The 14,359-nt window shown below is 46.0% G+C and carries 11 protein-coding genes; 4 read left to right on the plus strand and 7 right to left on the minus strand.

The features are described 5' to 3' along the window. Positions 1–470: 470 nt before the first annotated feature. On the minus strand, positions 471–800 hold the full coding sequence (locus H8K47_RS16690) for a helix-turn-helix domain-containing protein (protein WP_186882520.1): 330 nt from the start codon (positions 798–800) through the stop codon (positions 471–473). A gap of 199 nt (positions 801–999) precedes the next feature. Here H8K47_RS16690 and H8K47_RS16695 point away from each other — a divergent pair, with 199 nt between their 5' ends. After that, on the plus strand, positions 1,000–2,244 hold the full coding sequence (locus tag H8K47_RS16695; RefSeq protein ID WP_186882521.1) for a DNA cytosine methyltransferase: 1,245 nt from the start codon (positions 1,000–1,002) through the stop codon (positions 2,242–2,244). Here the strand turns inward: H8K47_RS16695 and H8K47_RS16700 are convergent. From H8K47_RS16700 to H8K47_RS16725, 6 genes are all read right to left on the minus strand, one after another. Beyond that, positions 2,225–4,336, minus strand: a complete 2,112-nt coding sequence (locus tag H8K47_RS16700; RefSeq protein ID WP_186882522.1) for an ATP-binding protein — start codon at positions 4,334–4,336, stop codon at positions 2,225–2,227. The two genes, H8K47_RS16695 and H8K47_RS16700, sit on opposite strands and share 20 nt — an antisense overlap. Positions 4,337–4,644: 308 nt before the next feature. Beyond that, positions 4,645–5,395, minus strand: a protein-coding gene (locus tag H8K47_RS16705) for an IS5 family transposase (protein ID WP_408057911.1) whose coding sequence is annotated in 2 segments (ribosomal slippage) — positions 4,645–5,059 and positions 5,058–5,395 — 753 coding nt in all. Because the reading frame shifts where the segments join, the coding sequence is not laid out codon by codon here. A gap of 165 nt (positions 5,396–5,560) precedes the next feature. Then, positions 5,561–7,306 (minus strand): hypothetical protein, encoded by a 1,746-nt coding sequence (locus H8K47_RS16710; protein ID WP_186882523.1) that lies wholly within the window; start codon positions 7,304–7,306, stop codon positions 5,561–5,563. 26 nt (positions 7,307–7,332) lie between these two features. Then, positions 7,333–8,334, minus strand: a complete 1,002-nt coding sequence (gene lipA / locus H8K47_RS16715; RefSeq protein WP_186882524.1) for a lipoyl synthase — start codon at positions 8,332–8,334, stop codon at positions 7,333–7,335. A 21-nt stretch (positions 8,335–8,355) separates the two neighbouring features. Then, positions 8,356–9,036: a lipoyl(octanoyl) transferase LipB gene (gene lipB, locus H8K47_RS16720; protein WP_186882525.1), complete on the minus strand. Its 681-nt coding sequence runs from the start codon at positions 9,034–9,036 to the stop codon at positions 8,356–8,358. 152 nt (positions 9,037–9,188) lie between these two features. Beyond that, entirely contained in the window at positions 9,189–9,512 is a 324-nt protein-coding gene (locus H8K47_RS16725) for a DUF2917 domain-containing protein (protein ID WP_186882526.1), read from the minus strand. A 186-nt stretch (positions 9,513–9,698) separates the two neighbouring features. On the opposite strand from H8K47_RS16725, the gene gcvA reads away from it, so the two are divergent. From gcvA to glpK, 3 genes are all read left to right on the plus strand, one after another. After that, positions 9,699–10,583, plus strand: a complete 885-nt coding sequence (gcvA, locus tag H8K47_RS16730; RefSeq protein WP_186882527.1) for a transcriptional regulator GcvA — start codon at positions 9,699–9,701, stop codon at positions 10,581–10,583. A 377-nt stretch (positions 10,584–10,960) separates the two neighbouring features. Further along, positions 10,961–12,481, plus strand: coding sequence for a glycerol-3-phosphate dehydrogenase (gene glpD / locus H8K47_RS16735; protein ID WP_186882528.1), 1,521 nt, complete (start codon positions 10,961–10,963; stop codon positions 12,479–12,481). Between the two features lie 220 nt (positions 12,482–12,701). After that, positions 12,702–14,201, plus strand: a complete 1,500-nt coding sequence (gene glpK, locus H8K47_RS16740; RefSeq protein ID WP_186882529.1) for a glycerol kinase GlpK — start codon at positions 12,702–12,704, stop codon at positions 14,199–14,201. Positions 14,202–14,359 lie beyond the last annotated feature (158 nt).

Genomic DNA, 14,359 nt, shown 5'->3' on the forward strand with positions numbered 1-14,359 from the left:
TGTGCCGCCGACGCCGTCTTGGCGTATTGATTCCATCGTCCATCATGTACAAGTGTCCACTTATTAAGTGGACACGATCATCTACGCTTACGCACTTAACTTCAAGATGACTTCACCGGATGCTTACCTACGCGATACAAGCATGCGCATTTACGGGAGTTCGTGTTGAATCAAGTGGGTGTGCCGGATATTGAATTGACAGGCGGGCATATCCCTTTTGAAATGCGGACCATTCAGGAGCGTCATCACTTATTGCAGTTGGCCTGTTGGCTTATGGTCGATTTGGAACCCCGACTCACTATTGCTTGGCGTGCTAAGGCTGTACGTTATAACTTGCTACTGAAGGATTTTGATGAGCCACCAATGTGGTATTTACGGAGTGTCTACGGATTTTCTAACTGGCGGGATCGACCAAAAAATATCTTACATGAGAAATAGAAATATTCGTATAAGTAATTATTCGTACTTGATTACTTTATTCCGCAAATATTTCTTGCTGAAATTAAAAATGAGATAATTTTTTCTGCTGAAGATGGAGTGCCATCCCATAATGCAAGAGCTGCTTCAGTAATCTTACTTTGACATTGAGTTTTAATTATTTCTGGTTCTAATTTATGCGCATATTTTTTCATTAAGATTTGTGCGACTTCTGAACGAGAATCAGTTTTTCCATTTAGAATTCGACTCAATTGTTCTTGCGATATTCCAATTTCTTTTGCTAAATCTTCTTGGCGAACACCACTGTCCCTTAATATTTGTTTAAGGGTTCGCAACTCGATTGAGGATGTAATATTTGACATATTATGCGCATAATATACAATTTAAGTAGATTCGCCAATCCATCTACATTAATTTGCATAAGAGTCATAAATAAATACTTATTAATTAAAAATAGGTTGTCATTTGTCGTTTTTATAACGTTGGTGCGAGTATTTGTTTGTAAGAAAAAATTATTTTTTGTTGATTCTTTATTTCTGGATGAATTTGATAGGACGCGTTGTGAAGTTTAAAAAATTTATTGTCAAACCTACTAAATCAAAAGCAGCATTTAATTTCGTGAGTTTATTCTCTGGTGCTGGGTTTGGCGATTACGGCTTAGCTTTGGCGGGAGGGCGTTGTTTGGCCGCTGCGGAAATTGACAAAAATAGAGCTGGCGTACATAAGCTAAATATAAAAGCTCCTATTTGGGGAAATATATGCACAGAAAAAGATAATTTAGTAAATTCATTAAGTGGATTTGAAGTTGATCTGCTAATCGCAACGCCTCCATGTCAAAGTTTTTCGACTGCAAACGCTAAACGCGGATTAAGAGAGGATCCAGAACATGCAGACAGAGATTCTCGAAATCATTTGTTTTTTGAGGCATTGAGTGTTGCGAGAGCAATCAATCCAAAAATTATTTTTTTTGAAAATGTTCCCAATTTCCTTGAGCGAAAAATCAAGACAGAAAATGGAAAGTTTACTGGTAGGGTTAGGGAGTTCATTAGTGCTTCACTTAATGAGTATTGTGAATGGTCGGGAACGATTTGTTTTTCAAATTTAGGAATTCCTCAACGCCGGAAAAGGTCCGTAGCTATTTTTGTTCGACGAGATTTATTACCGAATGAGGATCGCTTCTTTCCAGAAAATATGACGCCTTTGAAATGGCCTTTGTTTCCAACAGAGTTGCCTGTGACAATACTTGACGCATTAAGTGATTTGCCTTCACTAGATAGCAAAGATATCTCAACCGCTGTTTGCCCGACTGACGCATTGCACCAGGTTCCAGTTGTTTCAAGTACCCATTACACTTGGATCTCCAGTATTCCCAGCGGAAGCAATAAAAGTGCTTGGGAAAATGGATGTTTGAAGTGTGGTGCTGAGGTCGAATTAGACTTAATAAAATGCAAAAAATGTGGTGAGATTTTATTTAACCGACCTCATATGATTGAGTCGGACGGGAGGGTTCGGCTTATTAAGGGGTTTAAGACTAGTTATAAAAGAATGCCAGCGAACGACATTTCTCCCACAATTACAACAGCAAGTGGTTCATTCAGTAGTGACCTAAAACTACACCCAACGCAAAACAGGGTTCTTAGTATAAGAGAATGTGCAAGATTGCAAGCTATACCTGACAGTTTTATTTGGCCTGCCGCTTTTCAAGATAAGAAGGGGCATAATTTTAGGGAGATGATCGGGGAAGCCGTTCCATCGATCATCACTTACCGTTTTGGAAAAGCAATAACTAGGTTTTTGCGGGGCTAAGTTTTTCTATTAAAATTGAAAGCTCTGGTGTGGATTTGCTCATATCTTTTAAGAAATTCTTTACGGGCGCTCCACCCAATTCGCAAATTTGTTGAACCCGGGAATCTGATTGATCTGCTTCGCTTCCAGCGAGCAACGCTGCCAATAGCTCCATATGATCTCTTCTTGAGCGTAAAAGTACATCTTTCCATTTTATGTAATCTGTACTTATACTTCTTTGTTTTAGAACATTTTCGTCAAAACTTCCTGCGACTAAAATTCCCTTAACTGTCGAAGTTGTGAAACGTGATTGCAAGAATCTTTTATACGAATTTAATTGCTCATCCTCCGGCCAGCTAGCAGCAGCATCTGGTCCTTTGAGTTCAACGATTAATATGTCTCGGTCTTCTGCATCACCTAAAAATACAAAATCAGGTTTGCTATTTTCTCCAGCAACTGTATGGATATCTCTATTTTGCAATAAGCCATTCCGCTCTGCTTCTGCGCAGATTGTTGTTAATGCGCGTCTAGGTAAATATTTTTCAAATGAATTGTCGAGTATCCAAGGAAAATTCTCGATTAACGTTTGAAGTTGAGTTTCTTTTCCGAGCATTATGTGATTGTCGAGTTGAGTTAATGCATAAACTCTTTGGGAAAAGACTACTGCTAAAGATAGGCTTTCAGGAATAAGCTGTTCAGATAGTCGACTGACTAAGACAGAAAAACCATCAGCCTCAAATTGCGATGTTTCTTCCCATAGTTTCTTAATCAATTTTCTTGCAGGCTCATGAATCCAAGCTTTTGCCGTCGCTTCGATTAATTTTTCTCTATTTTCTGATTCCTTACCAAGTCGCGGAGTTACTTCGCTTAGCAATTCGACGAGATGGTCCCTCTCAGCGGGGCGTAGGGAGAGCGTCGAATTCTTTTTCAATACTGAGTCTACAATACTAATATTTTCTTTTGTTGCATTTTCTTTTCGTAAAGCTTCATATTTTTTTAGCCATGCCTTAATGGCGTCCCCCCCCCAAGCTTTCAATCCAGAAAAGTCCTGATTTTCCCAATCAATGCTGGTTCGGTCGGTTGAAATTGCATCGTTTTCAAGTTCATCAATCCAGTCAGCCTCAACAACTGCATATAAGTAACGAGTGAAAATCTCATTTCCTTTGTTGCCGAAAAAAAATGGTCTATCTTGTGCAATTTTTCCATGCGCATATATACCTACACCTGCCTGCTCACTAGACCACGACGCCTCATGTACAAAGCCTGCCCAGTATTTGATAGTTTTTTTCCCAATAGGCGTTTCCATTTCGACGGATAAAGTACCAGTTTCAGGGATCCTCAATTCCCAATTTGGAAAAACATGCTTTTCTTCAATAGAAACATTATTTACCTGTACAATAAAGTCAGGTCTCGCTAGGGTTACAGTGAAACGTCGACCTAATGATTCCAGCATATCTTTTGGGGCTATCGGGCGACTTAATGTCAATTCATGAGCCCAGACGATTGTTCCTGCCTCTTTTGAAGTTTTCAGAATTTTTTCGAGATGTTCACGTATTGGATTTGGTGTTTTAGCATTATCAATACAGTCTTTTATGCCAATTTCAATTGCAATTACCTTTGGTTCATATTCAACAAGTAGCCCATTGGATTCCATTGTAGAAATTTCGCCATAATCGAATTGCAGCCAGGTTAATTTATTATTTGCAACAGTAATTAAATCAACAATTTTGGCAACTCCAAATGGTGCCAACTTCCCTATACCTTTTCTTCCCATCGGCAGGCGTTTGCCAAGTGATGCTTCTGCAGGGGCGTCTTTAGTCCTTTTAGGTTTTCCAACAATAAGATAATTTTTAATCAAATTATCTGAGCTCATGCCTGTACCATTGTCAGCTACTACTATGCTAAGAGGCCCGCCATTATCGTCTGTATACAAATGAACCCAAACATTTTGGGAATCAGCATCCCATGAATTAGAAACTAATTCTGCAATAACATTCGTTGGTTTATTTTGATAGAGTTTAAGCCCAAGGTGTTCAATAATATTATGTGAAAATTTAAGTACAAACTTTGGATCTGGTTGAGCTTGCCCAGACGTATCGAATTTTGTAGTCACAATTTATCCTATTGACTATGTTGATTTATGGAAGTTAAAGATGCGTAAAAAAATGTCTATTTTTTGAATTTAAGCAGTAGCTATGATGTGACATTATTTTAATTGATTATTTGAAAATATTTTTATGAAAATAATCAATGTGAAATACCTAATTTTGAGTAAAAACATAAGTAGCTCAGTTTTTCTCGAAATGCCAAAAATATCTTGAACGATCTTTATTAAATTTGAAGGAATTTAAAATAAATAATAAAGAAATTGTTTTTCTGGTGGTTGACTTTTTGTTAGTTAAATTAGGGCCTGTTGACATATTACTTTAGCCACTCGATCGAAGCCACGAGCGCAAAAAATGATTTGAAGCGCGAAGCCAACTTATCGTATCGTGTAGCAATGCGCCTGAATTGTTTGATTCTGGCAAAGAATCTTTCGATGACATTGCGATTGCGGTACTGCTGTTTATCAAACTCGCGCTGCTCTTTACGATTCGATTTCGGCGGAATCACGACTTTGGCATTTTTGTCCGTAATACTAAAAATTAATCCATCCGCGTCATAGGCTTTGTCCGCTAAAACAGCCCCAGGATTAATGTCGCGGATCAGTACCTCCGCTTGCGTCACATCGTGACACTCGCCTCCCGTCAGGATGAAACTAAATGCTTGTCCCAGACCTTCGACGCAGACGTGAATTTTAGTTGTTAGTCCCCCACGAGAACGTCCAAGAGCTTGCTCCCCTTTTTTTAGCAGCACCAGCAGCATGCTGATGCGCCCGCACCACAGTACTGTCCAAATACACTTCTTCAAAATCTGCATCTTCCCGCAGCACTGCAAAGATATTGTGCCAGACGTTCTTGTCTGACCAGCGCGCAAACCGAATATAGACCGTATTCCACGGGCCAAACTCAATCGGCAAATCCCGCCAAGGACTTCCTGTGCGCGCTATCCAGATGACTGCCTCCAAAAACTGACGGTTGTTGGCTGCTGGCCTTCCACGTTCCCCTTTCTTTCCGGGGATAAGCTTTTCGATTTTTTCCCACTGATCGTCTCGCAGCACCATTCTTAACATCCCTGTTCCGCCCAAATTCAAGGATGTAAACACATTTCAGGAAAAGTTAGCAGGGCTATTGGTAAATAAATATGTCAACACGCCCTAATATTCAGCCCATTATTAAAAAAATATTTGTATCTCTAAGTTTGCCTTTGGATAAGTAAATATTTATTTTGTGATGACTTATGGATTTTTTTTGAATCCACCTTTAGTTCGTTCTGAAAAGCCGAACACCCACCGTATTAGGTTTGAGATATCCCCTACTTTTGGTTCCGGTCTCGAAATGAAATCGGCCGCAGCGCAGAGCAATGTTTCCATTAAATCGGTTTCGCTATCGCTAGATGGCAGATATAGCTTCATATGCGTGGGAGATGACTCAACAGCTACGATTTTTACACACTCAGTTTCGTACTCCACCGAGAATACCGCCACGCGCCTCTCGCGTAATTGATTTTCACCTATTTTGATAAATAAGCTTGCATCGATTTCCCCATCTTCGTTTACCAGTACTGTAATGGGGATGGTCCAGCCATCCTGCTCGCTATTCGTTAGGAGCTGGATATTGAAACCATCTAATGACTCTAATTCTTCAATAATTTCCCGAAGAAATTCAGGTGCTGGAAATTCAGATTTTTGTTTTGCTCGTATTTCGAAATCCACAGGATGTGCGCGTCGTTCTGAGCTCGGGTTACCTACTGACGAATGCTGAACATCACTTTGTCGAGTGCCGCAAAAGACATTGTTAGCAGACGGTTCTGACAGTGCTCGATTTTTCCAGATCGCTTTCCGTGTAAGGTCAGGGAAACGTGCAGACCACCACGCCGCTCGTGTTTTTTTGGCCAATTTGCTTGACGCATCTTTTTCTATGAGCTGCTGATCAGGTGAATCATCTGCTGACCTTGTCTTCACGTTCATACCCGGCGCATTTGCCTGTGAACTATTTTTATGAGATGACCGCAAACTGTGACCTTTCACATCGTATTGTAGCGAGCGAAATGGAAACGGATGGGAGCAAGAGCGCAAGCTGTAGACAACGAATGTCGCACGCGGATCACCCTGGAAGGACAGCCATTTGCCGACTGCGGTCAGGTCCGTTTTCCCCTCGAATGGAAAAAAACCGTGTGCGTGAATTTCATGGCGCGCGACGGACGCTGCAAGAATCGACGCGCCGATTTGTACAGCAGCTTGCCAGGCAATAGGTGATCGGTGAATGCGCCCAATATCTGCCGCCGATGCGCCAGAAATATGTTCGGCCAACTGCAGATGTAAGCGGCCAGAGACTTTGTCGTAATCTGCTTTGGTGTACAGCGACTTGTGTTCCAGTGGTGGCAAAAACAATTTGGTGATCAGATTGCTCGAAGAACCAAAATAGAAGCGGATCAATTCCACGCAGGGGATGATGAGGCGTTTGTTGTCTTCTAACTTCAGCAGTAGGCAATACGACTGCGTACAGTGCATGTGCCACGGATGCTCGGTCAGCGGTAGCAGAAAACCTTGCTCGTTCAGATTCAAGCCGGCTTTGATCAAGTGTGTCTTTACGCGATCGATGCAAAGATCGGAAAACTGCTCTAGTTCGTAGTCGGGTTGTGCTACGAGTTGGCCGTTTTGCCATAGGTCGCCGATGCGTAACAGCGGCAGCGTGCCGACCGACACCCAAGTCTTGCGCTGGAATTTGGCCGGAGATGTCGCGTGCGGGGAAAGTTGAACTTCAGTATTGTTGAGAAAGCGTTCATCTTGAATTCGAGAAAGATGAACGAGTATGGAGGGCTGGGTTCGTCGGATTAACCGGTTCGGAAAAGTAATTTCACCGAACCAGTCAATTCGCCATATTTTTTCATCCTTTGGAAAGGCTGAAATTGATGGTAACTGCTTGAAATTATGAGAGTTATTGTCCAAATTAGTGCTTGTTACACTATTGATTTTTCTCACTAACTGCTAAATTTTCTCATTATCTATTAACTTTCCACATACTCGCCTACGCCATGCGCTTGCTGATCTGCATGGTAGCTTGAACGCACCATCGCACCGACCGCTGCATGGGCAAAGCCCATTTTATATGCTTCTTCTTCATACATTTTGAATACGTCAGGATGCACGTAGCGACGTACTGGTAAGTGGTGACCACTTGGTGCCAGATACTGGCCTATGGTCAGCATATCGACGTTGTGCGCGCGCATATCGCGCATGACTTGCAGTACTTCTTCATCGGTTTCACCGAGTCCGACCATGATGCCGGATTTAGTCGGTACATGCGGATGCTGTTCCTTGAAGCGCTTCAGCAGGTTCAGCGAATATTCGTAATCAGAGCCAGGACGCGCTTCTTTGTACAGGCGCGGTGCAGTTTCCAGGTTATGGTTCATGACATCGGGCGGTGCCATATTCAGAATTTCGAGTGCTCGGTCCATGCGGCCACGGAAATCCGGCGTCAGAATCTCGATGCGTGTCATAGGTGATAACTCGCGGATTTTCTGTATGCATTCTGCAAAGTGTGCAGCGCCGCCATCGCGTAAGTCATCGCGGTCGACCGAGGTAATCACCACGTAGCTGAGTTTGAGTTCCGCAATCGTCTTTGCCAGATTCAGCGGTTCGTCCACGTCCAGCGGGTCCGGGCGTCCATGGCCAACGTCGCAGAACGGGCAGCGGCGTGTACATTTGTCGCCCATGATCATGAACGTCGCAGTGCCTTTGCCGAAGCATTCTCCGATATTGGGGCAGGACGCTTCTTCACAGACCGTGACCAGTTTGTTAGTACGCAGGATGTCTTTGATTTCATAGAAACGCGTGGTCGGTGAACCGGCTTTTACCCGTATCCAGTCTGGCTTAGGCAGACGTTCCATCGGTACGATCTTGATGGGGATGCGCGCGGTTTTGCTGGCGCCTTTTTGTTTTTCAGTCGGATCGTAAGCTGCCTGGCTGGCGGTGGTATCTGGGGATGCAGGAGTATTTTCGGTTGTCATGATACGGTGCGTTTCGAAAAATCAAAGAGTTTCGTGGGTAACGGATAAGAGATCTTGTAAATGCTGTGCGAGTCTTTGCTGCACGTCGTTCAGTGCAGCCTGTACGCCCAAAGTCTTCATATCTACGGTGGCCAGTCCTGCATAGCCGCAGGGATTGATCCAGGAAAAAGGGGCGAGATCCATATCCACATTGAGTGATACGCCATGGTAGGTGCAACCATTGCCACGTACTTTCAGTCCGAGAGCGGCAATTTTGGCGCCTTTCCATGGGCCGTCACCAATATAAATACCGGGAGCGCCTTCTTTGCGCTCACCCGCCAGGCCGTAGTGTGCAAGAGTGTCGATGACGGCCTGTTCAATTTTAAATACAAATTCCCGTGCAAACAGTCTTGCCTTAGGATGACTGCGGCGCAGATCCATCATCAAATAAATGACGACCTGGCCTGGCCCGTGATACGTCACCTCGCCCCCACGGTCTGTCTGTACCACAGGAATATCGCGCGCCGCTAACACGTGTGACTGATCCGCTCCCAGTCCCAGTGTAAATACTGGTGGATGTTCGACTATCCAAAATTCATTGGGCGTAGTGGCATTGCGTGCATCGGTAAATGCGCGCATAGCATCGAAGGTCTGCGGATAAGGCTCAAAGCCGCGTTGCAGAATGATGGGTATAGAAGGGGAAGTGGAGGTGCTGTTTTGCATAGACCGCTAGTTTAACATCCTTGACTGGCGCTGGTCGTTTTTCCTACGCTCAGGTCGTGTTTGGGTAGCGGCGATCAGCCAGAAACAGCCAGAAATAATCAGAAAAAGCGATCAGCGGCGTGTATCACCGCTGACCGCGTGGTTCTGTGCTACTAAGCAAAGGCGTGGGTCAGCTTTTGTGTTAGCTTTTGCAAGTAGTTTGTCACTGCGAATTCGGACTGACGGGAGGCAGCCGGACTGGTGGCCATTTGTAATTCGATCATACTTGCTTGTTGATCTGCTTCCAGGACGACCATGCGGTGGGCTGGGATGGTCAAAGTTTCGCCTTCAGCGAGCCAGAAGTCAGCTTCATCGCCAGCAATGGTCAGCCAGACCCGGCCGCATACGACTTTTACTTTTTGGTCAACAGCGGATATGCCGGACAGTGTTTTTCCAGCACTGATCGTGTAAGATGAGTTTGCAAAATTATTTGTCATTTCCTTGCTCCTGGTTGTGCAGCAAAAAATCAATAGGGATTGATTTATCAGAGGGAAATTCAATGCTGCATTGAGATGTACGTATTGTAGGTGTTTCTGATTCATTGACAAAACGAGAAATTTTGGCTTTGCTTGCTAATAAAATTCACATTGTTATAGCGCTTTCTAATGATGGATATATGAAATATGGATATCAGAAAACTGCCTAATTTTGCGGCACTGCGTGCATTTGAAGCCGCTGCGCGACATCAGAATTTTTCTAAGGCAGCAGAAGAGATACACCTGACCCATGGGGCAGTCAGCCATCAGGTGCGCGCTCTGGAAGAGGAGTTGGGTATAGAGTTATTTACGCGTCACGGTAAGCGTCTGGTGTTGAACGCTGAGGGTGAGCGTTATGCAGCCGCAATACGGTTGTGCTTGCAAAATTTAGCTGAGGCCACTGAGCAATTGCAAAAGCGTAATCAACAAAAACGCTTGGGAATTACTTCTTTAGCTTCGTTTGCGGCGCGCTGGTTATCGCCACGGCTGGGGCGTTTTATCGAGCACTATCCGGATTTGGAAGTGAGTTTGCAATCGAGCAATCAATTGGCCGATTTTTCGCGAGATTCGATTGATATCGGCATACGTTTCGGGCTCGGTAATTACCCTGGTCTGGTATCTGAATTTTTGATGAGCGATTATTATTATCCCGTAGTCAGTCCACGCTATCACGGTGGTAAATTACCCGCGACGCCGGCTGAATTGGCAGCTTCGCATTTGCTGCGTTGCGAAGAAGAGCCTTGGGAACCGTGGTTTCGCGCTGCGGGTTTAGACAATGAAGAGCCAACCAGTGGTCTGGTTTACCAGGATGCGTCTATCCTGGCGCGGGCAGCTGTGGATGGCCAGGGCATTGCTCTTGGGCGGCACGCAATTGTGCACTCCGATATAGAAAGTGGCCAGTTAGTTCGCTTGTTTGATATAGAAATACCCAGCCCGGTTTCCTATCATCTGGTGTATCAGGAGCAGTCGCTGAATAAGCCGCAGGTGCGCGCTTTTCGGGAATGGTTGCTCGCAGAAGTCGCTTTGAAATAACACCGCAACGGCCCCGGGTGGGGGCTCCACGGTCACATTGGATGACGTCAACATGAGGTTGGTGTTGATATTGTTCTGTGTTGCATGCATTTGTTACGGTGCCGCACCGCGTGCCGACACAAGTTGGCCTTGCGTAAGATGGGAAAGCGTCGGAACTCGCTACACGCAGACAGCGACACTTGGGTTGCACCTGTGCTACTCGCGAATCATCGATGCGCCTTTCGCTTCCCAACTAGACTGAAATCTTCACGTGACGACGTATCGCTACACCGCCAGTTGGGTGTATATGATAACTTTACATGATTTTAATAAATGTTCGACAGCAAACTTATCATTGTTTGTTTGGTGATTTTTACTAACAATAGAGATCCGGCATCATGGCGAATGAACAAGATTATGATTTACTGGTTGTGGGTGGTGGCATCAATGGTGCAGGTATTGCACGCGATGCGGCCGGACGCGGCTTGCGTGTCTTGTTGTGTGAAAAAGATGACCTGGCCGGGCACACGTCCTCTGCCAGTACCAAACTGATACATGGCGGTTTGCGCTATCTTGAATACTATGAATTCGGCCTGGTGCGTAAAGCGCTGAAAGAGCGCGAAGTTTTGCTGCGCTCAGCACCGCATATCATTCGGCCCCTGCGCTTCGTGATGCCACATGTGCCGCATTTACGCCCGGCGTGGATGATACGTATCGGCCTGTTTTTATATGATCATCTGAGCCGGCGCGAGTTGCTGCCGGGTTCATGTGGCGTGAACTTAGATAAGCATGAACTGGGTACACCTTTGCAAGACAGTATGCATAGGGGTTTCGTGTATTCCGATGCATGGGTAGACGATGCGCGCCTGGTCGTTCTGACTGCGATCGATGCCCAGGAACGCGGTGCCCGCATCATGACACGTACTGAGCTGCGGTCAGCGCAGCGTGAAGCTGGCTTGTGGCAAGCTACTTTAGTCAAAGACGGGCAGACTGAAATCAAAGTTACAGTCCGTGCCATAGTCAATGCGGCAGGGCCATGGGCAAGTGAATTATTGCACCGGCATGTGCACCTGTCAGCGAGAAATGAGGTACGCCTGGTCAAAGGCAGTCATATCGTCGTCAACAGGATGTTCGATCATGAGCATGCGTATATTTTTCAACATCCCGACAAACGCATCGTTTTTGCTATCCCGTATGAGCAGAAATTTACCCTGATAGGTACCACGGATCTGGAATACAAGGGTGACCCGGGCAGCGTCAACATTTCATCCGATGAAGTCAGCTATCTGTGTGATGCGGCGAACCGCTATTTCAAGAAAAGCATACAAGCGGCAGATGTGTTGTGGACGTATTCCGGTGTGCGTCCTTTGCTGGAACAGGAAGATGCGAGCAACCCTTCCGCAGTGACACGCGATTATCAGCTGGAGCTGGACGCTGCACAGGGACAGGCGCCGATCTTGTCGGTATTCGGCGGCAAAATTACCACCTTCCGTTACCTGGCAGAGGAAGCGGTGAATCTGCTGGCACCCGCCTTAGGCATCACTAAACCGGCGTGGACTGCACATGCGTCGCTGCCGGGCGGTGATATTCCAAATGCGGATTTTTCAGGATTTTTTCAGCGCTTTCAAGCGCAATATCCATGGTTGCCAGCCACGCTTGCGCAGCGTTATGCGCGCAGCTACGGCACGCGTGCTGAGCGCATTCTGCGTGAATGTCATGCACTGTCTGATTTGGGGGAGCAATTGAGCCCAGACTTATATGAAGCCGAAGTCAGGTATTTGGCAGAACACGAATGGGCACGCACGACGGATGATGTTTTGTGGCGCCGAAGTAAATTAGGGCTGCATGCCACGCCAGCTGCGGTGCAGGTTTTGCAGCGCAAATTGACACAATTTTTAGCAGAGTCAAATCAGCGCTAAAGCAAAGCGAAAACAACGCGAAAATAACGCATATTGCAGCTGCGCAGTGGTACTGGTCAGCCTTATAGGTTCTGTTTATGGTGCAAATACGTTTGTAGGTAGCACATGAGTGAGATGCGCAAAATCAGCAAGCTCAACAAAGTAGCGATACAGCAGGCGTAGCTATCGCCTTCAGTATTGATGCATTAAAAAAATCCTGGACAAGATGGAGAACAGCCACATGGATGGAAAATATATTCTGGCCTTAGATCAAGGAACGACCAGCTCGCGCGCTGTCTTGTTTGACCGTACCGGTAGCGTGGTAGCGGTCGCGCAAAAAGAGTTCCAACAAATTTATCCGCAACCAGGCTGGGTAGAACATGATCCTCAGGAAATCTGGTCAACCCAGGCCGGTGTCGCTGCAGAAGCGGTCGCACGCGCTGGTTTAACGGGTGCTTCGATTGCTGCAATCGGCATGACCAATCAACGTGAAACCACGATAGTCTGGGACAGGGAAACTGGTCGTCCTTTGTATAATGCGATCGTCTGGCAAGATCGTCGTACCGCAGAATTGTGTGACCAGTTAAAGGCACAAGGTTTGGAAGAACAATTCCGTTCCAAAACGGGGTTGCCGATAGATTCGTATTTTTCTGCGACGAAAATTTGCTGGATTTTAGACCATGTTGTTGGTGCACGTGAACTCGCGGATCAAGGCAGGTTAGCCTTTGGTACAGTGGATAGCTGGTTGGTCTGGAACTTTTCGCAACAGGCATTGCATGTGACCGATGTGACCAATGCGTCACGCACCATGCTGTTCAATATTCATACGCTGGAGTGGGATCAGGAGTTGCTCGACATACTGAATATTCCGCGCAGTATGTTGCCTGAAGTGCGTTCTTGTTCTGAAGTTTATGGCAAAACTAAAACCACTTTGTTTGCATCAGAAATCCCGCTGGCGGGTATCGCCGGCGATCAGCATGCCGCATTGTTTGGTCAAATGTGTGTCGAGCCTGGCATGGTTAAAAACACCTATGGCACCGGTTGTTTCCTGGTGATGAATACGGGTGAAAAACCGATCGAATCAAAAAATAATTTGATCACCACCATTGCCTGGAAAATCGGCAATCAAGTGCACTATGCTTTGGAAGGCAGCATCTTTATCGGCGGCGCCGTGGTGCAATGGCTGCGCGATGGTCTGGGTATGATCCGTAGCGCATCCGATATTGAAACCTTAGCGAAAAGTGTTGCGCATAGCGATGGCGTGTATCTGGTCCCAGCCTTTGCGGGTCTGGGGGCACCCCATTGGAATCCGCGCGCGCGCGGTACCCTGTTCGGTGTGACACGCGGCACCAGTTCTGCACATATTGCACGTGCTGCTCTTGATAGTATTGCTTATCAATCTGTCGATGTATTGAAGGCGATGGAAGCTGATCTGGATGGTCGCATCGCGGAATTGCGTGTTGATGGAGGTGCGGTCGCCAATAATCTGCTGATGCAATTTCAGTCAGATATGTTGGGTGTTGATGTCGTACGTCCGCAAATCACAGAAACCACAGCATTGGGCGCGGCTTATCTGGCTGGGCTGGCGGTCGGTTACTGGAAAGACTTAGGTGAAATCCAGAGTCAGTGGAAGTTGGATCAGCGCTTTACACCTGCCATGTCGCCCGCTGAGGTACAGCGTTGTAAGAAGGGCTGGCAGCGTGCGGTGAAAGCCAGCAAAGTCTGGGCCGATGACGCTTGAACAAGTACCCGCCAACGCTGCAATCTATGCCGCATCCGAATAGTGGCAGTGCTCAATGTGAGCGTGGATGCGCAGGCCTGATGCCTTTGTCTGATAGCGCTGGCTGATTTTCAACGATAAACGAGCGGAAAATACGGGCTTCCTTTGCTGAATTGATA

This window comes from Cognatundibacterium rugosum (assembly GCF_014284365.1).
In the GTDB taxonomy this organism is placed as follows: domain Bacteria; phylum Pseudomonadota; class Gammaproteobacteria; order Burkholderiales; family Burkholderiaceae_D; genus Undibacterium; species Undibacterium rugosum.

What these genes read in the sequence shown, in the direction of transcription:
- lipA (WP_186882524.1), bottom strand. Translation starts at nt 8,334, where the DNA reads ATGACAACCGAAAATACTCCTGCATCCCCAGATACCACCGCCAGCCAG.
- H8K47_RS16725 (WP_186882526.1), bottom strand. Translation starts at nt 9,512, where the DNA reads ATGACAAATAATTTTGCAAACTCATCTTACACGATCAGTGCTGGAAAA.
- gcvA (WP_186882527.1), top strand. Translation starts at nt 9,699, where the DNA reads ATGGATATCAGAAAACTGCCTAATTTTGCGGCACTGCGTGCATTTGAA.
- glpK (WP_186882529.1), top strand. Translation starts at nt 12,702, where the DNA reads ATGGATGGAAAATATATTCTGGCCTTAGATCAAGGAACGACCAGCTCG.
- glpD (WP_186882528.1), top strand. Translation starts at nt 10,961, where the DNA reads ATGGCGAATGAACAAGATTATGATTTACTGGTTGTGGGTGGTGGCATC.
- H8K47_RS16690 (WP_186882520.1), bottom strand. Translation starts at nt 800, where the DNA reads ATGTCAAATATTACATCCTCAATCGAGTTGCGAACCCTTAAACAAATA.
- lipB (WP_186882525.1), bottom strand. Translation starts at nt 9,036, where the DNA reads ATGCAAAACAGCACCTCCACTTCCCCTTCTATACCCATCATTCTGCAA.